The following is a 24,745-nucleotide window of genomic DNA, read 5'->3' as shown; positions in this document are numbered from 1 at the left end:
GTGATTCGGGGTTGCCGCCCGGTTTGGGAGCTCGACTGCCGGGAAGTTGGACCGGGTGCGCGGACTATTGATGAAACTCGAACAGAACTCCCGGCTCGACGGGATCGGCGACCGGCTTCAGCGGGCCGTCCAGGGCACCCTGCGCGGCCAGCGGATCCGGGACTTCCTGCACGGTGTCTGGCTCGGGCATCCGCTGCACCCGGCGTTGGTGCAGCTGCCCGTCGGTGCCTGGATGAGCGCCGCGGTGCTGGACCTGATGCCCGGGCAGCGCCGGGCCGCGACCACCCTGATCGCGGCGGGCACGGTGACTGCCGTACCGGCCGCCGTCGCCGGACTCAACGACTGGGCGGCCCTGTCCCGCGATCAGCGGCGGGTCGGCCTGGTGCACGCCACCGCCAACAGCATCGCCCTGGCCTGCTACGTCGGCTCGCTGGTCGCCCGGCGGAACGGCCGGCACGGCATGGGCCGGGCGCTCGCGTATGCGGGGCTGTCGGCGGCGAGCGGCGGGGCGTACCTGGGTGGGCACCTCGCCTACAAGCAGGGGGCGCAGGTCAGCCAGAGCATCTCGGAGATGCACCTGATGAGCGAGGGCTGGCACCCGCTGGGTGACCTGTCCAGCGTGCCGCAGCGGCAGCTCGTCACCCGGGAGATCGACGACGTGGCGGTGATCCTCTACCGGCACGGCGACGACGTCACCGTGATGCTGGAGCGCTGCCCGCACCAGAGCGGCCCGCTCGGCGAGGGCAAGGTGGAGCAGGTGGACGGCCACGACTGCGTGGTGTGCCCGTGGCACGGCAGCACGTTCCGGCTCAACGGTGGCGAGGTGGTGCACGGGCCGGCCGCCAACGACCAGGTCATCCTGCCGACCCGGGTGGTCAACGGCCGGCTCGAGGCCCGCCTGCCCTGACCCGGGCCGCCGGTCAGTCCTTCCGATGCCGGCCGGTGGCCAGCGCCCGGCCGGCGGCCCGGGCGGCCACCGGCCGTCTCCGCAGGCCGAGCACCGCCCCGATCTGCGCGCCGACGATGCTCGCCACCGCCAGCACCGCCGAGATCGCCAGCGGCCGGTTGATGCCGTCCTCGGCGGTGGCCGGGGAGGCTCCCGCCGCCATCGCCGGCGGCTGGCCCGCCGGTTCCGCCACCGTGGACCCCGCCCCGGTCCGCCCTGGGGACGGCTTCGCCTTCGGCGCCTGCCCGGTCGCCCCGGCACCGCCCGCGTTCGACGTCACGCCCGCTCCGTTCAGGGGCGTCGTCGACGATCCGGGCGCCGCCGGTCCGTCCGGAGCGGCGGCCGGCGTACCCGGGCCGGGGGCCGGCCGGGCCGGGGTGACCACCTTTCCGGTGGCGTGCCGGCGGGCTCCCTCGTCCACCGCCCCGGCGGGCAGTTTCAGCAGTTGGCCGGGGCGGATCCGGTCCGGGTCGGCGAGCCGGTTCAGCCGGGCCACCTCCCGGTAGCGCTCGAAGTCGTCCAGGTACCGCTCGGCCACCGTGCCCAGGTAGTCGCCCTTCGCCACCCGGTAGACGGCCGGCCCACCGGCGTCGGACACCGGCGGGGCGGCGAGCGCGGGAGCGGCCACCTGTTCCGGCGGGGCGGCGCGCCTCAGCGTGGCCTGTTCCGGCGGCGCGGCCACGACCGGCGGCGCGGCCACGACCGGCGGTGCGGCCACGACCGGCGGTGCGGCCACGACCGGCGGCGCGGCCACGACCGGCGGTGCGGCCACGACCGGCGGCGCGGCGGCCGGGTGCGGGGCGGCCAGGGTGGCGGCGCTCGCTGCGGCCGGGCTCGCCGCCAGGATCAGCGCCACTGAGCCGACCAGCGCGGCCGCCGCCCGCTGCTGCCGGCGCATCCCGGGCAGCCGGGGCGCCGGCCGGCGCAGCGCCGCCGCCAGCAACTCCACCAGTACGGAGAACGCGAACGTCGCCCAGCCGAACCAGCCCACCACGGCCAGCGCCCGCAGGAAGAGCTGTCCGTCGTCGCGGCTGGTCAACGCCGTACCCACCTCGGCGAGGGTGGGCAGGTGATCGGGGAGGGGGTTGCCGGCGAAGGCGAGGAGCGCGATCGGCCCGCCGGCCAGCACCGCGCAGAGCACCAAGAGGGCGCCGAGCCCGGTGAGGACCTGGCCGGTCCGCCGTACGGCGGAGCGTTGCGGTGCGGCCATGGCTGCCTTCCTTCCTTATGGTGCCCCGGTGAGCGCCCGCGCGGTGGCCTCACCGGTGACGGTGACGGAGTTGCCCAGGCCGAACAGGCCGAGCAGGTCCCGGCGGTAGGTGATGCGGACGCGTACCTGGATCTGCTTCTCGCCGTCGACCACCGGGAAGCTGACGTCGTGCCCGCGGACCCCGCCGGCGGCCCGCAGGTAGTCCGCGACGGCGTCCCGGGCGCCCGCCTCGTCGATCTCCTTCGGGCCGCCCTCGATCGCCCGGGCCCGGTCGATGACCTGGCCACCGCTGCGGGCCGCCTCCGCGGCCAGGTTGTCCGCGCGCTGCAACGAGCGGAGCTGCCCGGCGCCGTCGTAGGCCAGGCTGATGATCACGAGTACGCCGGTCATCGCCACGGCGAGGAAGATGCTCACCCGGCCGCTGTCCGACACGTGCCCACCGCTCATCGTCGGCTCCGGTAGGTGTCCAGCGGGGAGGTGAAGCTCGCCGAGACGGTCTTGCCGCCCGGCACCCCGGGCAGCCCGGGCGCCCTCAGGTCGGCGAAGGAGACCCGGCAGGTCACCGTGACCGTGACGGTGGCCGGCACTCCGGGCGCGCTGCGGTACGCGGCGGCGAAGCTGGTTTCCCTCCCCCGTACCGAGCCTCGGAAGGTCAGTGCGGGCGGGGCGGTGCAGTGCAGCCCCGACCAGTCGAGCTGACGGCGGGCCGCGTCGGTGGCCGCGGTCCGGCCGGCACCCGCGTCCCGAGCGATCGAGGCGGCCCGGGCGGCATCGTGCGCGGCCGACTCCACCGCCTCGGCGGCCACGGCCGTCCGCCCGGCCACCCCGGCCAGCACCATCAGCCCGATGAAGGCCGGGGCGAGCACCGCCACCTCGATCGAGACGGAACCCCGTTCCCGCCGGCCCGCCATGCGCCTCACCCCGTCGTCCAGCGTTCGACCGTGCCGTGCGCGGTCTGCCGGACCGGGAAGTGGACCCCCGGAATCACCGACAGGCTGCGCCCGCTGACCGTGCAGGTGACCTCGGTGGCGGTCGTCGTGCAGGTGGGACCGGGGGCCTGCCAGCCGACGAGCCAGTCACCGGCGGCGCGCAGGAAGGCGCTGGCCCGGTCCCGGCCCGCGTCGGGCGGGGCCTGGAACGCACGCTGGGCGTTGACCCCGGTCTGCGCCGCGTTGAGGGCGGTGGACCGGGCGACGAACCAGACGGCGACCTGGATCGAGGCGAAGAGCAGCACCAGGATCGCCGGCATCACCACCGCCAGTTCGACCGGGTTGGCCCCCCGCTCCGTTCCGCCCTCGGCGAGCCGGCCACGGAAGACGGCGGCGATCCGCCCCGGGTCGCACCGGCCGGTGGGCCGGCTGGCGGACGCCGGCCGGGTCCGGTCCGTACGAGCGGGGCGACGCATCACGGTGCCTTCGGCGCCGTGTTGTCCGGGATGGCGTTCATCCAGTTGTTAGCCTTGGCCAGGGCGAGTCCGGTGACCGCCATGGCGACCGCGACCAGGCCAAAGATGATCACCGCGGTCGGCACCGGGCTGTCGCCGCGCTCGGTGTCCCGCCGTAGCTCGGCCAAGCGGCTGGTCATCGCGGCGTACAGGTAGGTGGACAGGCGCATGGGGTTCTCCTTCTCGCAGGTGGTTCACAGACGGGCGAGGAACGGATATACGGCGAAGCCGAGCAGTACGAAGACCAGCAACGAGCCCGGGATGTCCAGCCGGCTGGTCACCCCCTCGGCCCGGGCCAGGTTGTCGGTGCGGATCTGGTCGCGCAGCGAGTCGGCGCGGCTGCGCAGGGTCTCGTGCACCTGGGCGCCCTCGCTGCCGGAGGAGCGCATGATCGCGCCCACGTCGCCCAACTCCGGGATGCCGATCCGGTCGGCCAGCTCCTGGAGCTCGTCCCAGGGCGAGTGCATCTGGAGCTGAGCGATCCGCAGCGCCTCCCGGATCCGGTCGAAGACCCAGCCGTCGCAGACCGCCGCCGCCCGTTCCAGCGACTGCACCGGGCCGTGCGCCGCGGACAGCTGCAACGCCACCAGGTCCAGGTAGGTGCAGACCGCCTGGCGGAACTCGTCCCGCGCGGCGTCCGCCTTCGCCAGCACCTCGCGGTGGGCGAGCAGGCCGGCCAGGAACGCCACCCCCAGGCTGCCCAACACGGGTACGACCAGCGGCAGCGACACCCCGCCGAGGAACAGCACGGCCGACGTCAGGGCCGGCGTGGCGAACCCGATCAGGGCGGAGAGCAGCACCGACAGGGCGTACTGCTCGGGGGTGCGGTCGAGCAGGGCGAGCTGCCGGTGCGGCGGGCGCAGCCAGCGGGAGAAACCGCCCAACCAGTCCGGCCCGCCCCGGGCGGTGGCCAGTTGCCCGGGCGGCTGGTGCAGCCGGCGCAGCGCGGGGCCGAGCGCGGGGGTGGCCGGCAGCGCCTCGCGGACCAGCAGGAAGAGGCCGAGCCCGACGGCGGCCCCGCCCAGCACGGCCGCGGCGAGCTGCCAGTTGAGGATCACCTGAGCCTCTTTTCGTTCGCGACTGCGGGGCTCGCCAGCACACTCCGCGCGCTCACGCGATCACCTCGTCCGGGTCGGGAGCCGGCAGGAAGCGCGCGGGCCGGGGCGGCTGGCTCATCGACCGGACCCAGACCAGCAGCCCGATGAACGCGCCACCCAGCACCGCCATCACGAGCTGCCCGACCGGCGTCCGGTACGGCCGGATGTACTCGGTGTTGACCAGCCCGTACGCGAGCGCGGCCAGGGTCATCCCGGTGAGGAAGCGGACCGCGAACCGGGGCTGGGTGCGCTTGGCCTCCACCTCCCGCCGGGTGGCCACCTCGGCCGACGCGGCGGCGGCGATCGAGCCGAGCACGTCACCCAGCCGCTCGCCGCGGTCGGTAAGGTGCAGGATCAGCGCGGCCACCACCTGGTCGCAGACCGGGTCGCCGATCTCGTCGGCGAAGGCGAGCAGCGCCGACCTCGCCAGCCAGCCCGCCTGGAGCCGGGCGGCGAGGGTGCGTACCTCCTCCTGGATCTCCTCAGGGGCGGTGGCGATGGTGCCGATGATGGCCTGCTGGAGGCCCTGGCCGGTGCCGCAGATGTCCTTCAGCCGGCGGGTCCACTCGCCGACCGCCTCGACCCGGGCGATGGCCCGCTGCTCGGCCTGGCCCACCCCGAAGAGCCACGGCACCCCCGGCACCGCCAGTGCCACCAGCAGGCCGACCACCGGCAGCCCGGTCAGCAGGAAGGCCACCGCGCCGGCCACCACCGCCGCGCCGAGCAGCACCCGGTACTGGCGCTGCTCCCGTCGGCTCGCCCCGGACCCGGTCCAGACCCGGCGCAGCACCGGCCGGGTGCCCGCCGCCGGACCCGCCGGCCGGTCGGTGCCGACCAGCGCGACCACGGCCAGCACCAGCCCGGCCACGGCCGCCGCGCCGGAGAAGAGAGCGACCAGCTCGATCATCGTCATGAGCCTGCCTCTGTTCGCGACTGCGGGGCTCGCCGGACCGGCTCACTCCTCGCGCTCATGACTGCCGCCCGTCGAGGTGGGTGTGCCGGGGGCGGCGCCAGGCGCCGGTGCCGGCCTCGATGAAGCGGGTCAGCAGCCGGGCGTCGTAGCCGACGCGCAGCAGCTGGTCCCGGATCCGCTCGGGGAGGTGGCGGGGGACCGCCCGGCCGTCCGGCCCCGGCCCGAAGACCGAGGTGGTGGTGATCCGGTTGCCGTCACCGACGCCGATCACCTCCTCGACGTGCGAGACGAAGCGGTGCTTGCGACCGCCGATCGCCGTCTCGTCCTCCACCGTGACGTAGACGATCAGGTCGAGCGCGTTGCCCGCCATCCGGCGCGCCTGGTCGACCGTCATCTCCCGGCCGTGGGAGAGCGCGAGCTCGATGATCCGTTCGCTCACCCCCGCCGGGGTACGGGCGTGGATGGTGCACATCGACCCGCGGCTGGTGGTCATGGCCTGGAGCATCGGCACGATCTCCCGGGACCGGACCTCGCCGACGATGATCCGCAGCACGCCCATCCGCAGCGCGACCGGGATCAGGTCGGCGATGCTCACCTCACCGGCCGGGCGGCCGTCCAGCCCGCGTTCGCCGTGCCCCTCCCGGGCCTCGAAGCTCATCACCGCCCGGTGCCGCTGCCCCCGGCGGGCCGGCAGCAGCTCGCGGCTCTCCTCCAGCAGCACGTACGGCTCGTCCGCCGGGATCTCGTCCATCAGCGCCCGGATCACCGTGGTCTTCCCCGCCCCGGCCAGCCCGGCGACCATGATGTTCAGCCCGGCCCGCAGGGACGCGCGGAGGAAGTCGCGCAGCAGCGGGTCGATCATCTCGTCCAGGTCGGGCCGGCCGCCGGCGATGTCCTCCAGGCTCACCGCCAGGGTGTTGTGCTTGCGGATCACCGCGTACGGGCGATGGCTGACCAGGAAGACCGCGGCGAGCCGGCTGCCGTCCGGCAGTTGCAGGTCGAGGGTCGGCTTCGAGGTGGACAGCGACCGCTCGGTGGCCCCGGCCCGGCGGGCCGCCGCCTGGAGGATCTCCACCAGCTCGTCGTCGCTGTCGGCGATCGGCTCGGCCCAGTCCACGCCGCCGCCGTGCCGGGTGATGCGTACCTGGTCGCAGCCGAGAATGTGCACCTCCTCGATGGTCTCGTCGACCAGCAGCGTCTGAAGTCGGCCCAGGCCGACCAGCTCGGCGGTCACCTGGTCGAGCAGCAGCCGTTCCGCATCGGCGGGCATCGGCGTGCCGGCCCGGCGCACCGAGTCCGCGTATGCGGAGACCACCGAGACGGCCAGCCGGGCCCGCTCGACCTCCTCGGCGTCCGCGTCGAACTCCCGGCCCCGCTGCCAGAGGGTGAGCCGCTCGCTCAACTCCCGGCGCAGCTCGCGGACCACCGCGAAGTCGACGCGGGGGCGGGGCGGCGGTGAAGGCGCCGGCGGCGCGACGGCCGGTGCGCCGGGATGGTGCCGGTTCGGCGGGACCAGCGGCGGCACGGTGGAGGTGGTGCCGGGCTGCTGCCCGCGCGGGTCGTGGGAGACCGGCTCAAACCGCACCGGACACCCCCGGCGCGCTCGGCGCGGTCACCGCCCGCGGTGGCGCCGCCCCCGGCCAGGCCAGCCGGGCCCGCCGCCGGTCCAGCAGCGCCCCGACCGGCACCTCCAGGGCGCCGGCCGCGCGCATCAGCGGCCGGCCGGAGCGTACGGTGCCGCCGAGGCTGAGCACCGCGGCGGTACGCGGGTCGTGCGGCAGCCGGGCGATCACGGGCAGCCGCAGCGCCTTGCTGATCTCGCTGGTGCCGTGCCCGTCCCCGACCACCAGCAGGCGCAGGGTGCCCGGGGGGACCCGGTGCTCGGTGAAGTCCCGTTCGATGGCGCGGACGGTCGACCGGGTGGCCGACAGGTCCGGCAGGTGTGCGCGGGTGACCAGCAGCACCACCGCAGCGGCCCGCAGCACCGGCCACGGTGGGCTGCCCACCTGGAGCCGGCCACAGTCGACCAGCACGTCGTATGGCGGGACACCCTGCTCCAGGCTGGTGAAGAAGTCGGCGAAGCGCTGCCAGAGCGGGCTCACGCTGCCGGCCTGGGCCGGGTCGACCACGCCGGGCAGCAGCAGCCGCTCCCGCTTCGGGGCGTCCAGGTCGACCAGCTGCGACCAGAAGGCGCTCTCCAGGTTGCCGTCGCGCAGCTCCCCGACGGCCAGTTCGCCGATGCCCCGGGGACCGTCGAGCGCGCCGCCGAGGTAGCCGGCGAGGATCGAGCCGCCCGCCGGGTCGCACTCGGCCAGCACCAGCCGTCGGTGCCAGCTCAGCGCGGCGGCCAGCGCGGCGGTGGTGACGCCCGGGGAGCCCTTGGCCGAGACCAGGGCGATGACCGCCATCAGGCCGCCCCGGTGAGCACGAGCGCGATCCGGTCGTCCGCGGCGAGCGCCACCACCGCCGGTACGTGCCGGACGGCCAGGGCCAGATAGACCACCACGTCGTCGTGCTCCGGTGCGACGGTGTCGATCACCGTGGCCTCGAACCGGGTGCCGCCGGCGCGCGCCTCGCCCTCGGCGTTCCTGTCCGGGGTGCTGATCAGCAGGACCTTGTCGCCGGGGTGGAGCGTACGGGCCGGCACCTGGCTCGGCTTGAGCCCGAGCGCGATCTGCTGCTGCCCGGGCCCGAGCAGCGGGGCGTCGGTGAGCTGCGCCGGGGTGAGCAGGGTGCCCGGGGTCAGCCGGACGGCCGCCCGCAGGCCCATCACCTCCTTCAGCCGTCGGGTCGGCACCGGCTGCAGCCCCTGGCCGCCGGAGACCCGTACCGCGACCAGGTCGTCGGCGCTGAGCTGCCGGCCCACCTCGACCGGGCGGGCCACCGCCAGGTAGCTGCCGGTGGACCGGACCGAGGTGACCGCGAAGGCCGCGCCCAGCCCGCCGAGGGCGATCAGCAGCACCGCCAGACCGAGCAGGCCGGGGCGGATCCGCCGCTGCCGGACCAGCCGGGGCGGCGCCACCGGCGCGTCCAGCGGGGTCCCGTTCCGGGTCGCCACACTCACCGGGCCACCATCCTCGCGCTCATCGGGTCACCACCTGGAGTTCGTTGATCTGCACCGGGACCGTGCCGCTGACCCGGCTCTGCGCGATGTCGCCGCTCGCGCCCCCGCCGACCCAGCGCACGGTCCAGTAGGTGGTGGCGCTGACCTGGTAGGTGCCGGCCCGGGCGTACCCGCGGTGGTAGCCGCAGTCCGGGGAGGTCAACCCGGCCCGGGGGCCGTCGGCGGCGTACGGGGTGCCCGGCTTGCGGCAGGTGATGCTGCTGCCGTCGCCCATGTTCCAGACGATCCGGGTCACCCGGGCGGTGATCCGGACTGTCAGCCCCCGGTCCGAGGCGGACGCGCGCAGCGGCCCGAAGTAGGAGGACCCGCCGCTGGCCCACATCCAGACCGGCAGGCCGACCAGGCCCGGCCCCTTGCTCCGCCGGGGTGCGACCGCGATCCGGGGCGGCAGCAGCGTGATCGAGGCGAGCGCGCGGCGGGCCAACTCCTCCGGGTCGGGCGGCGCGCCGTAGCCGGGCGGCGGGGCGTCCCGCAGCACCATGGTCTGCGCGCCCAGGTCACCGCCGTTGCAGGTCTGGAGGTACCACTGCTTGCCCTCGGGCGCGGCCTGCTGCGGCTCGGCCAGCTTGTAGTAGCAGCCGTCAGCGTTGTTGAACCAGCCCAGCTCGTCGTGGTAGCAGGGGATGGTCCGGCCGTTCCACTGGCACTTCGGGGCGGTGCCACCACCGTTGCCGCCCCCGCCGGTGTTCCCGCCGCCGCCCGGACCTGGGACGCCCGGATCGTCGTCCCAGACGTTGCAGTCGTTCTGGCCGGGCGGGCAGCCGCCGCCGGGACCGGCCGCCCGGGCGGGTAGGCCAGGCAGCGTGAGGAGCAGCGCCAGGCCGGCGGCGAGCAGCAGCCTTCGGGGTGCCCCGGCCCGGGTCGGGTGGGCCGGGACACCCCCTCCTCCCCAGGTCAGCACGGCTGGTCCTGATGCGCGGCGCCGGCGTTGATCAGCCATCGGCCGTCCGGGTAGCGGGCGGCGGTGGCGGTGGCCAGGTACCGCCCGCCGCGGGTGCCGGGGACGACCCGGTGGTCCTTGGCGTAGACCAGGCGGTAGCCGGTGGCGTCCAGGCAGTCCTGGATCTCCACGACGGGTGGGTCGGCGGCCAGGTCGACCGACACGACGGTGGGATCGGAAACGAGCGTTCCGGTACGCATGGCACCGTGCTCCTTCGCCGCACGAATTGCCACCCGAACCCGGGTCAGCAGCGGATCCGCCAGGAATCGGGCCAGCGCGGGATGCGTCGGGTCGCTGCGCGCGCTCGCCGCACGGGACGCGTCCAGATAGCCGGAATAGGCGGCGAGGGCGGCTTTTCCGGCCGCTTGTTCGTCGGCCGTCGATTGGGTGGCCGGCGCGCCGCCGGGTCCGGTCAGTGGGTGGGCCGCCGCCTCCGGCTCGGTGCCGCAACCGGTGCTCGCGCCCAGCAGGGCAAGGCTGAGCAGGCAGCTTGTCCAGCGGCGGGAATCCCGTGTGCGCAACGCCGTGCCCTCCTCGGTGATGGCCCGGAGCGGTCGCGCGGGCGTACTCCGGGCATGTGGAAGCGCGCCCGGATGAATGTGACCGGGCCTCAACTGACTGCCGCTGCATTTACCTGTGTTGATCTTCAGGGAATTCGAAAGGTTGTCTCCGATTGGCCTCCGACGCCAATTGCTCGGGGTTGCGTCGTACCCAAGGGGCGAGCATAGGCTGACGTCCGCCGATGCAACAGAGGCAATTCATTCGACTACTTTGAGTGATGACAGGTGGTGGTGCGGGTGGGTGTCCGAACGGCGACGTTCGCCCGACAGTCGGTCAGGCCGGTGGCAGGAGTGCCCGCAACCTGTCAAGAGCCCGGCCGGGCCGGTTGGCGGCCGAGCGGTGGAGGAATGGGTGGCATCGGTGCCTCTGGTCCGATCCGTCCCACCGGAATCCGGGCTGTTCCTCCGCAGTTGGTTAGCGGTCTCCCGGCCTCCGGCCGCTGTGGTCGGGACGCCGGTTTCCGCGCCATCTGCCACACGTTGGCGCGGTCAATATCACTCTCCGTGATCCAGAGTGGAACGGTCAGCAACCGTGGCGGAGGGGTGAGGTGACGACCGTACGGCTCCGGGGCGCCGGACCGGAGACCCCTGCCCGGCGTCCGGTGGTGCGGCTGCTCGCCGCCCTGGCGCTCGTACCGCCGATGCGGCTGGCGGTCGCGCGGTACGCCGTACCCCCGGGCTCGGTGGACCGGGCCGGGTGCGACCGCTGCGGCACGCCGGTCGGCCTGGACCGCCCGCTGCCGGCGCTCGGGCCAGCGGCCCGCTGCCCGGGCTGCCGGGCCCGGATCGGCGCGCCGCCCGGCGCGGTGGAAGCGGCCCTGGCCGCGGCGGTGGTGGTGCTCGCACTGGCCGACGGACCGCTCGGCGGGCGGGCGGCGGTGGCCTGGTGGCTCGCCTGGGCGGTGCCGCTGGCCCTGATCGACGCGGCCGTGCACCGGCTGCCGGACCGCCTCACCTATCCGGCGGCGGCCGGCGTCTGGGCGCTGCTCGGGGTGGCCGCGGTGGCCGGGGCCGGTCCGGCGCCCTGGCTGCGGGCCACTGCCGCCGGGCTCGTCCTCGGCGCGGGATTCGCGGCCACCACCCTGCTGCTCGGCCGGCGCGGGTTCGGGCTCGGCGACGCCAAGCTCGCCCTCGGCGCGGGCGCGCTGCTCGGCTGGTACGGATGGTCGGTGCTGGTGGTCGGGCTGGTGCTCGCCGTCAGCCTCTCCGCGCTGGTCGGGCTGGCCCTGCTGGCGGCGCGCCGGGTCCGCTGGTCCAGCCACCTGCCCTTCGGCCCGTTCCTCATCCTCGCCACCGCCCTGGCCCTCCTCCTCACCCCCTGACGCCGCCCGCCGCGCCTGTCCCTCCGTCGCCACCCGGTGGCCGCACCTTCACCGAAAGAGTGGCCATGACGCGCGGGACAAGGACTGTTTCCGTGAGTCTGCGGCCAGGGCGGGCATGGGCGCGGGCGGCGGCGGGTGGGTCAGCGGCGGGCGGGGCGGGTGAGTGGTCGGGCGGCGCGACGGCTGCGCCGAGCCAGCAACTCGGCGACCGGGCGGGCGGCGAGCGGGGTGAGCAGGGTGCCGACGAGGACCCCGAGCAGCAGGCCAACGGCCACGTCGTGCGGGTAGTGCACCCCGACGAAGGTGCGGGACAGCGCGGCCAGCAGGGCCAGCGGGGCGGCCACCAGGCCGATCCGGCGGTGCAGCAGCAGCGTGGTGGCGGCCAGCGCGCCGGCGATCGTGGCGTGGTTGCTGGGGAACGACCAGTCGCCGACGGGTGGGCAGTGCCCGGCGACGATCACCAGGTCGGCGGGGCTGCGGCAGGGCCGGTCCTCGGCGATCAGGTCCTTGAGCCCCTCGCTGGCGCCGTACGACAGCAGCACCGTGACCGGCGCGGCCAGGGCGAGCGCCCGGCCCCGGACGTCCCCGCCGACCAGCCGGGTCAGCGCGGCCAGCACCATGAGTACGCCGAGCAGCAGGATCGCACCCTCGGTGAAGTGGGTGGCGAACCAGTGCACCGGCTGCGGCGTGCTGTCGGCGTACCGCACGATGTCGTGGTACCAGTCCGCGCTGATATCCGGAACGTCGGTCATGACGGCGTCAGTCATGGATCACCTCACCAACTGTTCATACTCCGTTCACCCGGAGGGTGCCGGGAAAATCCCCATCGGGCACCGGAGTCTCAGGCGGTTCACAGCCGGTGAGCAGCGATCACCCAGTGGCGGGGAGGGGGCTATGGAGCGTCGGACGGGTGGGTCGGCGCCGGCTGCGCGGGCACCCCGGACATGCGCTCGACGATCTCCTCCAGCGCGTCGAAGGCGTACGCCCAGTTGTGGCACTTGAAGCTGCGCAGCCCCTCGATCGGGCTGCGGCAGTCGGCGCAGTGCACGCCGGGGATGGCGTCCGGCACCTCGGTGTTCACGTACTTGCGCTCACCGAGGATCACCCGGGCGATCATCGTGCGGTCGTGCACCCCGTGTAGGGCGGAGGAGACGATGTCGTACCAGTTCACCCGGCGAGCGCACTTCGGGCAGTCCGGCTCATCGCCGCTGACCCAGAGCAGGGCGCCGATGCTGCGCGCCGGCATGTTGAGCAGCTTCTCCAGCCGGCGAACGTCCGACTCCGGGGTGGTCCACCGGTGCCGGCCCGGCAGCGAGGCGGGCGAGTCGTAGACGGCGCGGAACACCAACGGATCGACCTCCACGGTCTCCCGCCTACCGGTCATCGCTACCCCCTCACTGCGGCATGCTTGCCACCGTCGTACCAGGTGGGCGGCGCTCGCAGCCGGATCATGGACACGACGGGCCAGGGGCGTGTCGGCGCGGCCCGCTCGCCCCGGTATCGCTTCCCGGGGCGAGCGGGTGCGGTTCAGCTCTGGGCCACCAGGCCAGCGTCGACCACGTATTCGCCACCGTGGTGGGCGGAGAACTCCGCGCTGCCGATCAGCAGGGTGGGCTCGAACTGGTACGACGTCACCATGTCGGAGTCGGTGGTGTCGTCACCCATGTCGGCGACGGTGCGGCCGTACCGGCTGGACGCCTCGATCCGCACCTGGTAGAGCAGCTCGGTGCGAGCGGTGATGGACCAGGTGCCGTCAGGGTTGACGGTGGTCGAGCCGCCACCGACCGCCTGCCCCTGCCGGGCCCAGAGGCTCACCCGCAGCACGCCGTCCGGGCCGTCCGCGACGGCCGGCTCACCCTCATCGCGCTGCCCGTCCCGGTCCAGGTCCTGCCAGACGGTGCCGCGGATGACGCAGGTGCCGGCGATGGCCACGGTGACCGAGCCGGTGTTGTTGTCGGTGTTCGCCTCCCGCTTCTGCGGGGCGATGCTCGCGGTGATCGGCACGGTGCTGCCCGGGGTGGCGTTGGCCACGACGAGCGGCACGTTCAGCCGAACCCGGCCGCCGGCCACGAGCTGCGGGTACGTGCACGAGTAGCTCGTCGCGCTCGCCACCGTGCAGTTCCACCCCGAGCCGCCGTACGGGGTGGTCGTCTGCAGCCCCGGCGGCACCGAGACGGTCACCTTGACCGGCTCCGAGTCGCCGTTGCCGACGTTCCGGACGTCGATCTGGGCGGTGAAGGTCTCCCCCTCCGCCGGATTCAGCACGTCGGTCGTCACCAGGTCGACCAGCAGGTCGGGCTGGGTGCGCCCGGCCGCCACCGCGTCAGCCGGGAGGACCGCCGCCGTGACTCCGAACAGCGCGAGGCCGGCCAGGGTGGTGGGGATGACATGTCGGAGCGAGCGGGACAGGGAATTCTGTCGCATTGACTTCCTCACGTCGCACGGAACGCCCCTGCCGGATGGTGGGGCGGGTTGGAGATCAACCTCTCCACTCATCCGGCGTTGTCGATGCGACTGCCGTTACGCCGCAGCGATGGTGGGCCGCCTGCTGCGCGCCTTTCGCGTCAGTGTCAGGGCATCAGGTCGAGCTGCGCCATGATGCCCGCCAAGTCGGGGTGGATGCTGAGCTCCACGAACCGCCCATCCCTCGCCCGAGCGAAGTACGCCCCCCGCCCAACCACCGTCTTGCCGGTCGGCGGCACCTGGGTCGAACCCACCGCCATGGGACCGGTGTGGGTTCCGGTGAACTCCACCTCGGCGGCGACCGCGCCATCATCATCGTCCACGAGGCGGCTGGTACGGCGGATCCGCATGTCCGGCAACGCGGTCAGCCATGCCTGCACGTATTCACGCGCGCCCTCCCTGGTGGTGATTGGCGCGCCGACGGTGGTGTCGCGTAGCACGAAATCATCGGCCAGCAGGTCAAGGAAGGCATCGAGACGGTGGGTGTCCCACGCCGCGAGCCGGGCATCATCCAACCTTTCGAGGGCTTCCCTGTCGATCACGCACCTCCAGCTGACCTCCGCACGCTCTCGGCACATCCTGCCTGGGCGCCGCTGGCCAGCTGCCGCGTATCGCTTTTTCCGCCCCGATCAAGGCGGTGTCCGCGTCCGCTGGGGGCTGTGCTGGTTTCGGCTTGGCGAGGTCGGAATCGCCGCCTCTACCGCCAGTGTCGGCGACATCTTCGACAACGCTGTGACGTACGTCTGTTGTGGACCGTGGCGGCACCGACGGTAGTCGCCCGTGTGGATGCGGTGTTAGTCTGCGTCGGCCATGAAATGATCACGGTGAGCAACCGGGGGACACATGGGGGCCGGCGTTCCGAGCGCGGGGGGCTTGCTGGATCCGGACGGCGCGATGGATCGGCTGGCGGCGTGGAAGGGTCGGATCGACCGGTTGGCGGCCGACACCAAGGCGATGAGTGACCGGCTCCAGGAGCTGCGGGTGACGGTTGCCGACGGCAACGGCCTGTGCGAGGTCACGGTCGACTCCGTGGGGGCGTTGGTCGACCTGCGGCTGGGTCCACGGATTCAGCGGGTCGCTCCCGAGGTCGTGGCCAGGACGATCATGGACACGATCCGCGAGGCGAAACGGCAGTTGGCCGACCGCTCGCAGGAAATCATCGCCGACACGGTGGGCACCGAGTCGGCGACGGCGCGAGCGATCGCCGAGCGCGTCGGGCAGCAGCTACGCGACGCCGATCCCGCCGCGGACAGCCCCGACGACCGGCATTCCGGGTGGTGAGCCCGATGGCCGACGGTTTCGCGGTCGACGCCGAGCAGATCCGCGCACATGCCCGCAATGTCGACACGCTGCGCGGGCGTTTCGACGCGGTCAAGACCGCCAGCGCGCACATCGCGCAGAACGACGAGGCGTACGGACTGCTCTGCAGTTGGCTGCCGGCGATCCTGGAGGGCCGGCACCGGCGGCAGGACGAGTTGATCGCGTACGTCGAGGAGAACCTGTCGTTGGTCGTCGCCGGGCTGCGGAAGACCGCCGACAACTACGACAACGCCGACACCGACGCCGACACCGCGATCCGTAAAGCGGGTGGGGGGCTGACGGGGGCGGCGCGATGACCGACACGTCGCTGGTCGCCGACGTCGTCTCGACCCGCAAGCCTTGGACCGGGGCGGCCCTGGCCGACAGCTTCCAGGGGCTGGTCGACGCCATCCACAGCGAGGGCTGGGTCGACGACCTGATCGCGGGCGCGGCGTTCGGGATCGAAGCCGCCGCGAGCGTGATGGATCCGTTCAGCGCGCTGCTGGCCAACGGGCTGGGCTGGGCGATGGAATACTTCGAGCCGCTGCGGCAGATCCTCGACGAGCTCACCGGCATGCCCGACGTGGTGGCCTCGCACGCGACCACCTGGGACAACATGGCCGCCGCGCTGCAGAGCATGGCCACCGACCTCAAGTCCTTCGTCGAGGGGGACACGCCGCACTGGCAGGGGCCGGCCGCCACGGCCTACCACAACCTGATGGAACACAACGTGGAGGCGATCAACGGGCTGGGCGGGATCTCCGCCGCGATGGCCGCCGCCACCCAGGCCGCCGGGAACCTGGTGATGTTCACCCGCGACATCGTGCGTGACCTGATCGCCGACCTGGTGGCCCGCGTGATCGTGTGGGCGGTCGAGGCGATCTTCGTGGTCACGATCCCGGTGATCGCCGCGCAGATCGCGGCAGCCGTGGTCAAGTGGGCCGGGCGCATCCTGACCTACGTCATGTCCCTGATCACCAGCCTCACCAACCTCTCCAAGCTGCTGGACGGCTGAGGGCCCGACGATGGCGAAACCCAAATCCCCTCACGGCGGCGGAAACGGAGACGGCCCGAACCCGTCCCGCCCACCCGGCGACGGTGAGGGCGATGGCACCGGCACCCCGTCAGGGCGACGCCGCACTACCGACGTCCCCGAGAACGTCAGCCGAGCGCAGGAGACCGTCGCCGAGGAGGCACGCCAGGGTCGCCCGGGCGGCGACCAGGGCGGCTCGCAGGGCAAACCCTCGGGCAGCGACGACGGATACCAGACCCCCAAACCCGGCACTCCGGAGTACGACCGCCGGGTGCAAGAGCTCGCCGCCGACCCGGCCCACAACGGAAAGATCAGCGCCAAGTCGCGCCGCGAGGCGGAGGTCGGGCTCGAGGCCGAGGCGCAGGGCAAGATCCCTGGCCCGATTCGCCGCGCCGAGCTCGACAACACCGATCCTGCATTCCAGAAGGACCAGGGCGAGTTCATCGACGCCAACGGAAACAACTGGGACGTCAAGAGTCCCGTCGACACCTTCCCAGCCGGCCGGCAGGCCGGCCAGCCGATGCCCGAGGGCACGAAGGGACGCTACGACGGCGACGAGTTCGAGCAGAAGCTCGCCGACGAGGTGGACGGCGGACAGCATGTCATCATCGACAGCAAAAACCTGTCTCCGAGTTCCCTGGCCGACCTCAAGAGGCGGGTCGCCGGTAACACGGACTTGGACGGCAAGGTGGTGTTCCTCGAATGAGCAGGTACAAGCAGAGCAGCGCTGACGTGACCCGTTGGCCCGACAGTCCCGAGGCCAGGGAGGCGCTCGAGGAATGGTTCACCGCCGTCGCCGCGGACCCCACGTCGTACCTGTCGGGCGATTTTCTCGATTTCCGCGGCGCGGACCTCAGCACCATCGACCTGACGGATGCCTACCTGGTCAGTTCCTGCCTGACCGGCGTCCGATTCGAGGACGCCAATCTCGGCGGCGCAAACCTGAACAACGCAGAGCTTGCGGACGCGGACCTGAGCTTCGCCGACCTGGCCAAGGCGGAACTGGTTGGCTGCTCGGCCCCGAACGCCCGCTTTCGCGCTGCGCGGCTGTTCGCGGCGGAGCTCGACGAAGCCGTCCTGGCGGGCGCCGACCTCAGCCACGCGATTCTCAACTCGGCCAAGCTGTACAAGACCGATCTGCGCGGAGCCAACCTCGAGTTCGCGAGCCTGCGGTGGTGCAACCTCGGAGGCGGCACCATGCCCGCAGTCCTGACCGGCGCACGGATGTTCGGCTGCCAACTTGAGGGCGCCAAGGGGACCGTGGTCGGCCCGGTCGTGGTGGACGAGCACGGGACCCGGTCGCTCGACGGCGCCGAACTCGAGGCGTGGTTCTCGGAACGGGGCGCGGAAAACATCCAGGTGCTCCGCGTCTCGGGCTGAGCAGCGCCTCCTTCGCGAGCGCCTCCACTGGGCCACCCCGCTCCGCCTGGCCAGAGCGGAGAGGGGTGGCGGTTCCCACCGGGATGGCCGCCCCCGCCCGCAGGCTGGGTCCCGCCCCAAGGCCGGCGGCCCGATCCGTCGTGGCCTCCTGCGCCTGATGACTGGCAGTTCTGGGTACGAGACTGAGGGGGCCGCTCCGTTTACCCCTCAGTTCACCAACTACAGGCGAGGAGGCCCCGGCCAGCCTGGTCATCCGGCCGGTCACGCCTTGTCACTTGGGCAGACGTCGTCACCAGTGGTCGTCGTTGGTCGCTCGCGGCCGGCCTGGTGACGGCCTGGGCCTGGTCCTTGTTGATCCATCTGCTCACGTTGTTGATGCTCAGGAAGCGGGCGCAGCTCACGGCTGTGCGGACCGCGCTCGCGGCGGACACGCGATATGGTTGTCTATGCCGTCACCTCCTTTAGCCAACCGAATTTGGTGGCTTGGTCTGATCTCAGCGATCGTGATGACCGGGTGCGATTCCACACGCGAGATCGCATCCGATCCCTTGCCGCAGACGTCCTCATCTGGGCAACGGCAGGCAGCTCAGTCGTCTGCACCGCCTACCGGCTCGGTCTGTCCGGCGACCGCGCAGTACACGTCCCAGGATCTACAGGGCGCCGGTGACGGCGCAACGCTGAGGGCGATGCTGTTTTCAACGGTGCTGAGGACCGGCACAGAAATCAAGGTGGTCTGGCGCATGACCGGCAGTGGCGACTTCTCGATCAGCGCCACAGGTCCCGATGGAAAAGTCGTCAAGCCCGTTTGGGGCCCCGAGCCGCATGGCGGCAGCAACTGGAATCGGCCGGGCGACGAGTGGGGAACCGGCTGGGTCTTTCCCACTCCTGGTTGCTGGACGATCAATGCGACGCGAACCAGCGGGACAGGATCCCTAGTGTTACGGGTCGCTCAATAAGTTCGGTGGCTTTTCGGATGCAGGCCGAAGACTTCGTCGAACTGAGGATCGTAGATGACCAGACCATGGCGCTCCGCCAGACCCAGGACGACGTCGACCGCCGCGTTGCCCCGCGGTGAGTAGGTGATGTGCATGCTCACGTGGTCGATGCCGACGGCGAGAGGTTGTGACATCCACGGCGACTCCGGGTCGTACGGCGGATGATCCGGGAAGCGTGCTCGAAGTTCCCCATAGAAGGAGACGATCCGCTGGTCAAGCTCGCCGTCTCGATGGTTCATGCTGGTGCAGTGATCGGCCATCTGCCGCACATCGTCTGCCGTCGCGGACGGCTCGACCGCCAGGACCACAAGATCAAAGCTCACCGCTACATGCTCCCTGACCAGAGGCGGCCCGGTCGACCTTCTCCGCCGGGCCGACAACAAGCGGCGGGGCATCGCCGCGAGCCAAGATCAGCGCTAGTTTGTGCCCTGGTTGTGCCCGATGATCTTCTCCCGGCGTTGCCGCAGCTCAGCGGCGGTGAAAAAGTGGGCCGCCAGGGACTCGAACCCTGAACCTATGGATTGCCGGCGATCCGGCCGGATCGGGTGCGCTGCGAGGTCATCCGGGCTGCTGGCTTGCTTCTCGGCTCGGTTCGGCTGGCACGGTTGCTGTACTTCGCTGCTGTACTGCTGGCGTCGGCCGAGCCGCCTCCCTGGTCCAGCCGAGAAAGCGGCGGTGCAGCACGCCGGCCGGCGTCCACGGCATGTCCTCGGTGGCTTGGACGAGGTAGGAGCCGAGGTAGAGGGCCAGCGACACCGGGGCGTCGGCGTACTCCGCCCGTAGCTCCCGCTTGCGGGTGGGGCAGGGCCAGGGCAGGTCGCAGCCTCCGCAGCTCCAGATCGGCATGACCGGGCCGTGGGTGGTCACCGCACACCCTCCAGGAAGCGAGCGGTGATCGTCCGGGCCTGCCGGCTGGTCGCCCAGTCCACCTGCCAGCACGGGTACGGAGTCAGCCGCGACCACCAGGCGCGGCAGCCGGCGCACATGCCTTCGAGCCCGCGAACGTGCACGGCCAGGATCGCATGCTCCTGGTCGTATTTCACTGCGCCTCCTCTCCTGGCCAGTGGCCACGATTGATCGGAATCCGGTGCCGGGCGCGACATGGAAGCTCGGCACCGCAGCGGCAGACCCGCCGCCACCGCCGCCAGCACCAGATCGGCCGATGCCGGCGCGCGAGGGTCATCGCCGCAGCGAGCAAGTACTCCTCGTACGAGACACGCCGCAACGGATCTCCCCTCGGATGTCGTCAACGGCACGGCGGCCGGGCCTTGGCTGGTCATCCGGCCGCCGCACCTGCCAGGTCACCGTACATACGTAGGACTGTAGATACAATAACCCGTAGAACTGTTGGACACGTAGCGTCACATTTGTGATCGACCCCAGCGCGGATCGGGCAGTGTTTCGGCAGCTCGCCGACCTACTGCGCGACCGGATCACGTCCGGCGACCTCGCGCCCGGCGCGTCATTGCCTAGTGAGCTGCGGCTGGCTCAGGAGTATGGGCTGAGCCGGACCAGCGTCCGGCAGGCCATCTCCCTGCTCCGGTCGGAAGGGCTCGTGATCGTCCAACCCCCGCGCGGCACCTTCGTCCGCAACATGGAACCGACCGAGACAGTGACCCTGCTCAAGGGCGACACTGCCTCAGCCCGGATGCCCACCCCTGCCGAGCGCAAGGAACTGGACATCGGCGAAGGCGTCCCGGTCCTGGTGGTCTTCCGCGCTGACGGGTCCCGCGAGCTGTACCCCGCCGACCGCATCCGGGTCGGGCGGTAGTTGGCAGCGCCGCCTACGCGGCCTCACTCCTTGATTCGTCCCAGCACAGACAGCGAGTTGAGCGCTCAGGCTTTGCCGGTCACCTTCCCGGCAACACTGATAGCCGTTGCGACAAGCGTGGAGACCATGCCAACGACGGCACCCAGGGTCGTCAACGCGTCTCTCGGCGATGCCCAGAGCCCGCGGTTCATCTGCCGCCAGGCATGCGGGACGATGGCCATCCTGACCTTCTGCCACTTGTGCTGCCGCTTACTACAACCGAGCAAGAGGCCAGAGGAGTTGTTCCGGCACAGGGACCCATCGCGGTTGACCGCGCAGCACCAAACCGGGGCTTGAAACAGGAAGAACGCCGTCACCAACAACGACAGCGCAAGCAATGCCACCGGACCAGCGGCGCGTGTCCACCAGGCCGTGACAAGGATGACGAACGCCAGATAGCCCCAGTACCGCCCCAGACTCTTCATGAGCATCGAACGTAGTTGATGGGGGACAGAGCGTTACGGGCCTCTGTCCGGCACCCGACAGCAATCGATCACCTTGGCCTCGCCTGCTCCATGAGAGCCGACCCGAGGAAGTCACTTGGCGTTGTATTGATCAAAGGTGAGGGCATAGTCGATCAACACGGACAAGATGACGTCTGAGCTGCCCGTTCACTGGTCATCGGTGGTTAACGTTCGTTGCTCTTGGTCTACCTCTGACGGCCTGGATACGGCATGATCTTGGGGCTTTCCTCGGCTGCGCCAGGACGACCGCTTGACGGCCCAGACGGCCCAGAGGCGGTTCAGGTCGACCCCTCGCTTGTAAGTTCTGGGCGCTCCGTTCGGGACGGTCCGCGCACGTCTCTGACGTCGGGCGCTGATCCGCGCTCGGCCACTGGCGGCTGTCCTCGTCCGCGCTGGTTGCTGTCACCGTTGCTGTCGGCGGCCACCTCTCGCCGCGACCCCGTCACGGGCGTCACCCGGTCACGCCCACGTTGGGCTCAGCTCGGGTGGACCGGCGACGGCGGAGCATTGTGCGGCGGTCCTGGGTCACACCCGGTCTGCGCCCGTCCGCAATACTCCACCGCATGTCTCGTCTGGAGTTGCGCCTCGCCCTCTACATCCTCAGCATGCTGATCCTCAACGGCGTAGCGGTCGCGATCCTTTTCCACGCAGGCGGCTGGCTTGTGGCGCTCCTGCCAGTGCTGGGTACATTCATCGCGATTGAGTACGGACGCACCCTGCCTCGAAGAGGCGGGACGCCGTGAGGTGTCACGAAGGAAGCGGCTACCGCCGGCTCGCCCAACCTGCGACAGCTGGGGATGCGTGACGGACTGAGGTGCGACTCGGTCCCCGTTCATCGCTGGTCGCCGACGTTTCACGCTGTCTCGTGCCCCATGCATGCCCCGAGGACCCCTTGACCCCCAGGCAACCAACACGGGCCGCTGACCTGGATCGCCAGACTGGTCTAGCTGCGGACCCCTTCCGCTGGCGTCCGTGGAAGTCCGTGGTTGTGCGCCCCGGTTGTCACCCAGTTCGTCACCCAGCTCGGCTCCTGTGCATCCGGGATAGCCTCCGAGCATGCGTTACCTCACCCGGCCGTTCGTCCTCGGTGCGCTCGGCCGCAGGAAAGGCGTTGAACAGTTCGTCGGACCCATCACGCTGGCGGGCGTCCGAGGCATCCGCTGGGTCGCGGTATGGCCCTGGCAGGACGGCTACAACGTGTCCGTCCATGACGTACAGGACCTGGACGACGAGCACTACCGCGATCTTTCCGTGTTCCCGCCCCTCGACCCCGAAGACGAAGACGACACGGGCTACGGCCGCGTGATCGGCCACACTCAAGACCCGGCCGAAGCGTTGGAACTGGCGGAGCGGGACACCGGGGCCTCCCCGGATCGGTGGGTCAACCACGGGGTTGCCGGGGAGGACTACGCGGACTTCGTGTTGGCGAGGCGAGCCCAGCACCAGCCCTGACCGTCAGCTTGGAAGGTGCCTTGACCGGACCTGAGCCGACAGGTCGAGCTACAGGGTGAGCAGTCACCTCCCTAGTCTCGTGGTAGGGAGTGACGGGCGCTAGAGCACGCCGAGTGCCCGCCGTTGGCCGGTGTTGACCGCTAGATCGGGCACGTGTCGGGCACGCTGGCGGCGGTGGCTAGGCTGCTGCCGGAGTCCGAGGACCGGGCCACGACCCGTGCATTACGAGATCAAGATGGGCCACCCGTCGACCTAGGCACATGGTGCTCTAGCAGCGAAACTGCCTTCCGACATCTCTCACCCCCCACTGTCCGTGGACCTCTTGCAGACTGGATGCGGACCGATCGCCGGGCGGGACAGTGAACATGGCTGGCACGCTGTTGGCTGCTCCTTGTCCTGGTGCAGCACTATCGACTCATGACCGAGCATGCTGCGACCTTGGCAGCGGAAGGAACAGAGGTCGATCCTTGGGCGTGGGACTGGGCTGCCGTTGGCTCGATCGCCACGGCGGCTGGTGTCCTGCTCGCGCTCGTGGTCGCTCTCGTCCAGATGACGGACTTGATTGCCCTACGTAGGCGCGAAGCCCAGGACCGGAGACGCGACCAGGCCCTTCGCGTGTCTGCATGGGCTACCTCGGAAACCGGTTTTCCCGACACGCCGCGCGCCAACGTTGTTGGTAACCCATGGTTTGCGTCAGTTCGTGTATTTAATGGCAGCAGCGCGGCCATCAGTGACGTACGCGCGGAAATTGGCTACCGCTCCAACGGGCAATGGTGCGGATTGCAGGAAGCCAAAGAATGGCCAATCGTGCCGCCTGGCGAACCTGTCCGGACTGACTTCAGACAGGGACATGTCCGCAACTTCGCTGGCCCTCCGAATGTACTGGTCTGCAAACTGTGGTTCCGGGATAGCAACAACGTCCGCTGGCACCGCGATGGCTTCAATGTGCTTACGGAGGTGCAGGACCACGCTTCTTCGCCGTGAGGTCAGTCTGCACGTCCCAAGGAAGCCCTACTCCCGATACAACTGCCGATAGGATGACTGCGTGGCTAGCTACGAATCTTACATACGAATCGGCGAGGTAAGCGCGCCGTGGGGAACTTGGGGTGACGAGTTCCTACATCGTCTGGAAGATGGCTTAGCGTCGTCCGGTTCAGGGCTTTCCTTGGCCGGCCACAAATTCGATAGCACTACCCAGCCTTTCATAGAGGTTAAGGCCAACATGCCGGATGGCACGCCGGCAAGCTCGGTCCTTCTCGTCGCACCGCTCATCGATGGAACTGCCGCCGTCTTCGTAGGACAGAATGAACAGAATTTCGAGCTCGTGGAGACATGGGCCCGTGCCGTGCTGCATGCGGCGAGTAGCCTCGGCAAAGAAGGGCCGCTCCATGAGTGGACGGCCATTATCGGTCCTCCTCCCGTCAGAATTGGCGGCATGGAGGCGTTTCCCGCCGAAAGAGGAAGGATCGGTCCGTTCGAAGTCGTTGCAGTGGACAAGCCGATTGTGGAGGGGTCCCACAACCCCGAGCACCCGTCTTTACACTCGGCGTCCATACATGCCGCAATTCTGACCACGGTCCGAGCGAAACACCGTGGATACTCGTGGCAGGCGGCCAGTAAGAACGCTGCCCAGGAGCTAAATAGACTGTGCGGCCTTCTGTCGGTCGTGTGGGACTCTTGTCTTGTGATCAGGGAGTCACCTGCACCGCTAGAGTGGGGTGAGCGTCGTCCTCCGGACCGCATCTATTGGCAGGACTTCGGCCCGGCGGGGGACGTGGAAGAGTCCACACAGGTGGGGACACCAAAGTCGCTGCCGGAGTGGATAGACGGCGCATGGCAAAGACTGGTCGAATCGCGACGTCTCTCGGATGCGGTGGCCGCACACCACGAGGGAATGCGGGCCAGGTTTGATGCACCCCAGCCTATCGCTGGTCGCCTTCGTCGCCTCCATAGAGGCCGTTAGCCAGCTCTTGTATCGCGAGGATCGCTGCGAGAAGTGCCGCGCCCAGCTCCACATCTCTGCGAAGTTCCGTGAGGCGTTACGGCTGGTCATGAACGAGGATGACGCCGCCGAGTTGGGCTCGGCATACGGACCAAGATCTCTAACCGTACACCGAGGGCGGCTGCATGGGAGCGAGTCAACCACTGGTTCCTTTAGTTTCAGCATTTGGTCAGGCAATACCGCCTCCGACTTCCAATGGAAGACTGTCGAGAAAATGGGGCAGGCAAGCTCTCGCCTTCTCCAGCTCGCCTTGCGGGGGGAGCTTCCTGCCAAAGCCCGCTTCGTGCCATG

At 70.8% G+C, this 24,745-nt stretch carries 32 protein-coding genes; 11 read left to right on the top strand and 21 right to left on the bottom strand.

Annotated features, from left to right (window positions below):
* Nucleotides 1-55 precede the first annotated feature (55 nt).
* On the top strand, nucleotides 56-907 hold the full coding sequence (locus ACGF4F_RS18680) for a Rieske 2Fe-2S domain-containing protein (RefSeq protein ID WP_393078756.1): 852 nt from the start codon (nucleotides 56-58) through the stop codon (nucleotides 905-907).
* A gap of 13 nt (nucleotides 908-920) precedes the next feature.
* Here the strand turns inward: ACGF4F_RS18680 and ACGF4F_RS18675 are convergent, their stop codons facing one another.
* Genes ACGF4F_RS18675 through ACGF4F_RS18620 form a run of 12 tightly spaced genes read right to left on the bottom strand, consistent with a single transcriptional unit; the run spans nucleotide 921 to nucleotide 10,090 of the window.
* Nucleotides 921-2,156 (bottom strand): LysM peptidoglycan-binding domain-containing protein, encoded by a 1,236-nt coding sequence (locus tag ACGF4F_RS18675; RefSeq protein ID WP_393078753.1) that lies wholly within the window; start codon nucleotides 2,154-2,156, stop codon nucleotides 921-923.
* Between the two features lie 15 nt (nucleotides 2,157-2,171).
* On the bottom strand, nucleotides 2,172-2,603 hold the full coding sequence (locus ACGF4F_RS18670; protein WP_357434622.1) for a hypothetical protein: 432 nt from the start codon (nucleotides 2,601-2,603) through the stop codon (nucleotides 2,172-2,174).
* Nucleotides 2,600-3,067 carry a TadE/TadG family type IV pilus assembly protein gene (locus ACGF4F_RS18665; RefSeq protein ID WP_393078750.1) on the bottom strand — a complete coding sequence of 156 codons (468 nt, stop codon included), beginning with the start codon at nucleotides 3,065-3,067 and terminating at the stop codon, nucleotides 2,600-2,602. Before ACGF4F_RS18665 ends, ACGF4F_RS18670 begins: the two co-directional genes overlap by 4 nt.
* A 5-nt stretch (nucleotides 3,068-3,072) precedes the next feature.
* Nucleotides 3,073-3,561, bottom strand: coding sequence for a TadE family protein (locus tag ACGF4F_RS18660; RefSeq protein ID WP_393078747.1), 489 nt, complete (start codon nucleotides 3,559-3,561; stop codon nucleotides 3,073-3,075).
* Complete coding sequence (locus tag ACGF4F_RS18655) at nucleotides 3,561-3,770, bottom strand: hypothetical protein (protein WP_393078744.1); 210 nt, start codon at nucleotides 3,768-3,770, stop codon at nucleotides 3,561-3,563. Before ACGF4F_RS18655 ends, ACGF4F_RS18660 begins: the two co-directional genes overlap by 1 nt.
* 24 nt (nucleotides 3,771-3,794) lie before the next feature.
* Nucleotides 3,795-4,655 (bottom strand): type II secretion system F family protein, encoded by an 861-nt coding sequence (locus ACGF4F_RS18650; RefSeq protein WP_357434780.1) that lies wholly within the window; start codon nucleotides 4,653-4,655, stop codon nucleotides 3,795-3,797.
* 55 nt (nucleotides 4,656-4,710) lie between these two features.
* Nucleotides 4,711-5,610: a type II secretion system F family protein gene (locus ACGF4F_RS18645; RefSeq protein ID WP_393078742.1), complete on the bottom strand. Its 900-nt coding sequence runs from the start codon at nucleotides 5,608-5,610 to the stop codon at nucleotides 4,711-4,713.
* Between the two features lie 55 nt (nucleotides 5,611-5,665).
* Nucleotides 5,666-7,195, bottom strand: a complete 1,530-nt coding sequence (locus ACGF4F_RS18640; RefSeq protein WP_393078739.1) for a CpaF family protein — start codon at nucleotides 7,193-7,195, stop codon at nucleotides 5,666-5,668.
* Nucleotides 7,185-8,018, bottom strand: a complete 834-nt coding sequence (locus ACGF4F_RS18635; protein ID WP_393078736.1) for a ParA family protein — start codon at nucleotides 8,016-8,018, stop codon at nucleotides 7,185-7,187. The genes ACGF4F_RS18640 and ACGF4F_RS18635 overlap by 11 nt, the downstream gene beginning before the upstream one ends.
* Nucleotides 8,018-8,674: an SAF domain-containing protein gene (locus tag ACGF4F_RS18630; RefSeq protein ID WP_393078733.1), complete on the bottom strand. Its 657-nt coding sequence runs from the start codon at nucleotides 8,672-8,674 to the stop codon at nucleotides 8,018-8,020. Before ACGF4F_RS18630 ends, ACGF4F_RS18635 begins: the two co-directional genes overlap by 1 nt.
* 19 nt (nucleotides 8,675-8,693) lie before the next feature.
* Nucleotides 8,694-9,635 (bottom strand): hypothetical protein, encoded by a 942-nt coding sequence (locus ACGF4F_RS18625; protein ID WP_393078730.1) that lies wholly within the window; start codon nucleotides 9,633-9,635, stop codon nucleotides 8,694-8,696.
* Nucleotides 9,629-10,090, bottom strand: a complete 462-nt coding sequence (locus ACGF4F_RS18620) for a hypothetical protein (RefSeq protein WP_393078945.1) — start codon at nucleotides 10,088-10,090, stop codon at nucleotides 9,629-9,631. The genes ACGF4F_RS18625 and ACGF4F_RS18620 overlap by 7 nt, the downstream gene beginning before the upstream one ends.
* A 785-nt stretch (nucleotides 10,091-10,875) precedes the next feature.
* On the opposite strand from ACGF4F_RS18620, the gene ACGF4F_RS18615 reads away from it, so the two are divergent.
* The gene (locus ACGF4F_RS18615; RefSeq protein ID WP_357434781.1) at nucleotides 10,876-11,556 is read left to right on the top strand and encodes a prepilin peptidase; all 681 of its coding nucleotides are present in this window, start codon (nucleotides 10,876-10,878) and stop codon (nucleotides 11,554-11,556) included.
* Between the two features lie 140 nt (nucleotides 11,557-11,696).
* Here the strand turns inward: ACGF4F_RS18615 and ACGF4F_RS18610 are convergent, their stop codons facing one another.
* The 4 genes from ACGF4F_RS18610 to ACGF4F_RS18595 form a co-directional block, all read right to left on the bottom strand.
* Complete coding sequence (locus ACGF4F_RS18610) at nucleotides 11,697-12,323, bottom strand: phosphatase PAP2 family protein (RefSeq protein WP_393078727.1); 627 nt, start codon at nucleotides 12,321-12,323, stop codon at nucleotides 11,697-11,699.
* Nucleotides 12,324-12,448: 125 nt separating this feature from the next.
* On the bottom strand, nucleotides 12,449-12,940 hold the full coding sequence (locus tag ACGF4F_RS18605) for a hypothetical protein (protein WP_393078724.1): 492 nt from the start codon (nucleotides 12,938-12,940) through the stop codon (nucleotides 12,449-12,451).
* A 143-nt stretch (nucleotides 12,941-13,083) separates the two neighbouring features.
* Nucleotides 13,084-13,980 carry an SdrD B-like domain-containing protein gene (locus ACGF4F_RS18600; RefSeq protein ID WP_393078721.1) on the bottom strand — a complete coding sequence of 299 codons (897 nt, stop codon included), beginning with the start codon at nucleotides 13,978-13,980 and terminating at the stop codon, nucleotides 13,084-13,086.
* 146 nt (nucleotides 13,981-14,126) lie between these two features.
* Nucleotides 14,127-14,561 carry an ester cyclase gene (locus ACGF4F_RS18595; protein WP_393078718.1) on the bottom strand — a complete coding sequence of 145 codons (435 nt, stop codon included), beginning with the start codon at nucleotides 14,559-14,561 and terminating at the stop codon, nucleotides 14,127-14,129.
* A 352-nt stretch (nucleotides 14,562-14,913) separates the two neighbouring features.
* Between ACGF4F_RS18595 and ACGF4F_RS18590 the strand changes: the two genes are divergently transcribed.
* From ACGF4F_RS18590 to ACGF4F_RS18570, 5 genes are all read left to right on the top strand, one after another.
* Nucleotides 14,914-15,300 (top strand): YbaB/EbfC family nucleoid-associated protein, encoded by a 387-nt coding sequence (locus tag ACGF4F_RS18590; RefSeq protein ID WP_393078715.1) that lies wholly within the window; start codon nucleotides 14,914-14,916, stop codon nucleotides 15,298-15,300.
* A 5-nt stretch (nucleotides 15,301-15,305) separates the two neighbouring features.
* Complete coding sequence (locus ACGF4F_RS18585) at nucleotides 15,306-15,635, top strand: type VII secretion target (RefSeq protein WP_357434636.1); 330 nt, start codon at nucleotides 15,306-15,308, stop codon at nucleotides 15,633-15,635.
* The gene (locus ACGF4F_RS18580) at nucleotides 15,632-16,333 is read left to right on the top strand and encodes a hypothetical protein (protein ID WP_357434637.1); all 702 of its coding nucleotides are present in this window, start codon (nucleotides 15,632-15,634) and stop codon (nucleotides 16,331-16,333) included. Before ACGF4F_RS18585 ends, ACGF4F_RS18580 begins: the two co-directional genes overlap by 4 nt.
* A 289-nt stretch (nucleotides 16,334-16,622) precedes the next feature.
* Entirely contained in the window at nucleotides 16,623-17,057 is a 435-nt protein-coding gene (locus tag ACGF4F_RS18575; protein WP_357434638.1) for a hypothetical protein, read from the top strand.
* The gene (locus ACGF4F_RS18570; protein WP_357434639.1) at nucleotides 17,054-17,731 is read left to right on the top strand and encodes a pentapeptide repeat-containing protein; all 678 of its coding nucleotides are present in this window, start codon (nucleotides 17,054-17,056) and stop codon (nucleotides 17,729-17,731) included. Before ACGF4F_RS18575 ends, ACGF4F_RS18570 begins: the two co-directional genes overlap by 4 nt.
* A 586-nt stretch (nucleotides 17,732-18,317) precedes the next feature.
* Here ACGF4F_RS18570 and ACGF4F_RS18565 read toward each other — a convergent pair.
* The 4 genes from ACGF4F_RS18565 to ACGF4F_RS18550 form a co-directional block, all read right to left on the bottom strand.
* Nucleotides 18,318-18,506: a hypothetical protein gene (locus tag ACGF4F_RS18565; RefSeq protein WP_393078712.1), complete on the bottom strand. Its 189-nt coding sequence runs from the start codon at nucleotides 18,504-18,506 to the stop codon at nucleotides 18,318-18,320.
* Between the two features lie 174 nt (nucleotides 18,507-18,680).
* Complete coding sequence (locus ACGF4F_RS18560; RefSeq protein ID WP_393078710.1) at nucleotides 18,681-19,049, bottom strand: hypothetical protein; 369 nt, start codon at nucleotides 19,047-19,049, stop codon at nucleotides 18,681-18,683.
* A gap of 235 nt (nucleotides 19,050-19,284) precedes the next feature.
* The gene (locus ACGF4F_RS18555; RefSeq protein ID WP_393078707.1) at nucleotides 19,285-19,593 is read right to left on the bottom strand and encodes a hypothetical protein; all 309 of its coding nucleotides are present in this window, start codon (nucleotides 19,591-19,593) and stop codon (nucleotides 19,285-19,287) included.
* On the bottom strand, nucleotides 19,590-20,006 hold the full coding sequence (locus ACGF4F_RS18550) for a hypothetical protein (RefSeq protein ID WP_393078704.1): 417 nt from the start codon (nucleotides 20,004-20,006) through the stop codon (nucleotides 19,590-19,592). Before ACGF4F_RS18550 ends, ACGF4F_RS18555 begins: the two co-directional genes overlap by 4 nt.
* A gap of 89 nt (nucleotides 20,007-20,095) precedes the next feature.
* Here ACGF4F_RS18550 and ACGF4F_RS18545 point away from each other — a divergent pair, with 89 nt between their 5' ends.
* On the top strand, nucleotides 20,096-20,497 hold the full coding sequence (locus tag ACGF4F_RS18545) for a GntR family transcriptional regulator (RefSeq protein ID WP_393078701.1): 402 nt from the start codon (nucleotides 20,096-20,098) through the stop codon (nucleotides 20,495-20,497).
* A gap of 65 nt (nucleotides 20,498-20,562) precedes the next feature.
* Here ACGF4F_RS18545 and ACGF4F_RS18540 read toward each other — a convergent pair whose 3' ends face one another.
* Entirely contained in the window at nucleotides 20,563-20,961 is a 399-nt protein-coding gene (locus ACGF4F_RS18540) for a hypothetical protein (protein ID WP_393078698.1), read from the bottom strand.
* A 602-nt stretch (nucleotides 20,962-21,563) separates the two neighbouring features.
* Between ACGF4F_RS18540 and ACGF4F_RS18535 the strand changes: the two genes are divergently transcribed.
* The 3 genes from ACGF4F_RS18535 to ACGF4F_RS18525 all read left to right on the top strand — a co-directional run bounded on the left by ACGF4F_RS18535 (nucleotide 21,564) and on the right by ACGF4F_RS18525 (nucleotide 23,436).
* Entirely contained in the window at nucleotides 21,564-21,743 is a 180-nt protein-coding gene (locus ACGF4F_RS18535) for a hypothetical protein (RefSeq protein ID WP_393078695.1), read from the top strand.
* Nucleotides 21,744-22,056: 313 nt separating this feature from the next.
* Nucleotides 22,057-22,452 (top strand): hypothetical protein, encoded by a 396-nt coding sequence (locus ACGF4F_RS18530; RefSeq protein WP_393078692.1) that lies wholly within the window; start codon nucleotides 22,057-22,059, stop codon nucleotides 22,450-22,452.
* A gap of 417 nt (nucleotides 22,453-22,869) precedes the next feature.
* Entirely contained in the window at nucleotides 22,870-23,436 is a 567-nt protein-coding gene (locus tag ACGF4F_RS18525) for a hypothetical protein (protein WP_393078690.1), read from the top strand.
* Nucleotides 23,437-24,745 lie beyond the last annotated feature (1,309 nt).

Origin of the sequence: Micromonospora sp. NPDC047740 (assembly GCF_043204735.1) — a bacterium.
GTDB lineage: Bacteria > Actinomycetota > Actinomycetes > Mycobacteriales > Micromonosporaceae > Micromonospora.
Note: the sequence above shows the minus strand (reverse complement) of the source record. Positions and strands in the feature narration are given on the sequence as shown.

What these genes read in the sequence shown, in the direction of transcription:
- ACGF4F_RS18590 (WP_393078715.1), top strand. Translation starts at nt 14,914, where the DNA reads ATGGATCGGCTGGCGGCGTGGAAGGGTCGGATCGACCGGTTGGCGGCC.
- ACGF4F_RS18675 (WP_393078753.1), bottom strand. Translation starts at nt 2,156, where the DNA reads ATGGCCGCACCGCAACGCTCCGCCGTACGGCGGACCGGCCAGGTCCTC.
- ACGF4F_RS18580 (WP_357434637.1), top strand. Translation starts at nt 15,632, where the DNA reads ATGACCGACACGTCGCTGGTCGCCGACGTCGTCTCGACCCGCAAGCCT.
- ACGF4F_RS18645 (WP_393078742.1), bottom strand. Translation starts at nt 5,610, where the DNA reads ATGACGATGATCGAGCTGGTCGCTCTCTTCTCCGGCGCGGCGGCCGTG.
- ACGF4F_RS18530 (WP_393078692.1), top strand. Translation starts at nt 22,057, where the DNA reads ATGCGTTACCTCACCCGGCCGTTCGTCCTCGGTGCGCTCGGCCGCAGG.
- ACGF4F_RS18550 (WP_393078704.1), bottom strand. Translation starts at nt 20,006, where the DNA reads ATGACCAGCCAAGGCCCGGCCGCCGTGCCGTTGACGACATCCGAGGGG.
- ACGF4F_RS18540 (WP_393078698.1), bottom strand. Translation starts at nt 20,961, where the DNA reads ATGAAGAGTCTGGGGCGGTACTGGGGCTATCTGGCGTTCGTCATCCTT.
- ACGF4F_RS18665 (WP_393078750.1), bottom strand. Translation starts at nt 3,067, where the DNA reads ATGGCGGGCCGGCGGGAACGGGGTTCCGTCTCGATCGAGGTGGCGGTG.
- ACGF4F_RS18670 (WP_357434622.1), bottom strand. Translation starts at nt 2,603, where the DNA reads ATGAGCGGTGGGCACGTGTCGGACAGCGGCCGGGTGAGCATCTTCCTC.
- ACGF4F_RS18635 (WP_393078736.1), bottom strand. Translation starts at nt 8,018, where the DNA reads ATGGCGGTCATCGCCCTGGTCTCGGCCAAGGGCTCCCCGGGCGTCACC.
- ACGF4F_RS18585 (WP_357434636.1), top strand. Translation starts at nt 15,306, where the DNA reads ATGGCCGACGGTTTCGCGGTCGACGCCGAGCAGATCCGCGCACATGCC.
- ACGF4F_RS18615 (WP_357434781.1), top strand. Translation starts at nt 10,876, where the DNA reads ATGCGGCTGGCGGTCGCGCGGTACGCCGTACCCCCGGGCTCGGTGGAC.
- ACGF4F_RS18600 (WP_393078721.1), bottom strand. Translation starts at nt 13,980, where the DNA reads ATGCGACAGAATTCCCTGTCCCGCTCGCTCCGACATGTCATCCCCACC.
- ACGF4F_RS18660 (WP_393078747.1), bottom strand. Translation starts at nt 3,561, where the DNA reads ATGCGTCGCCCCGCTCGTACGGACCGGACCCGGCCGGCGTCCGCCAGC.
- ACGF4F_RS18535 (WP_393078695.1), top strand. Translation starts at nt 21,564, where the DNA reads ATGTCTCGTCTGGAGTTGCGCCTCGCCCTCTACATCCTCAGCATGCTG.
- ACGF4F_RS18655 (WP_393078744.1), bottom strand. Translation starts at nt 3,770, where the DNA reads ATGCGCCTGTCCACCTACCTGTACGCCGCGATGACCAGCCGCTTGGCC.
- ACGF4F_RS18570 (WP_357434639.1), top strand. Translation starts at nt 17,054, where the DNA reads ATGAGCAGGTACAAGCAGAGCAGCGCTGACGTGACCCGTTGGCCCGAC.
- ACGF4F_RS18605 (WP_393078724.1), bottom strand. Translation starts at nt 12,940, where the DNA reads ATGACCGGTAGGCGGGAGACCGTGGAGGTCGATCCGTTGGTGTTCCGC.
- ACGF4F_RS18610 (WP_393078727.1), bottom strand. Translation starts at nt 12,323, where the DNA reads ATGACTGACGCCGTCATGACCGACGTTCCGGATATCAGCGCGGACTGG.
- ACGF4F_RS18525 (WP_393078690.1), top strand. Translation starts at nt 22,870, where the DNA reads ATGACCGAGCATGCTGCGACCTTGGCAGCGGAAGGAACAGAGGTCGAT.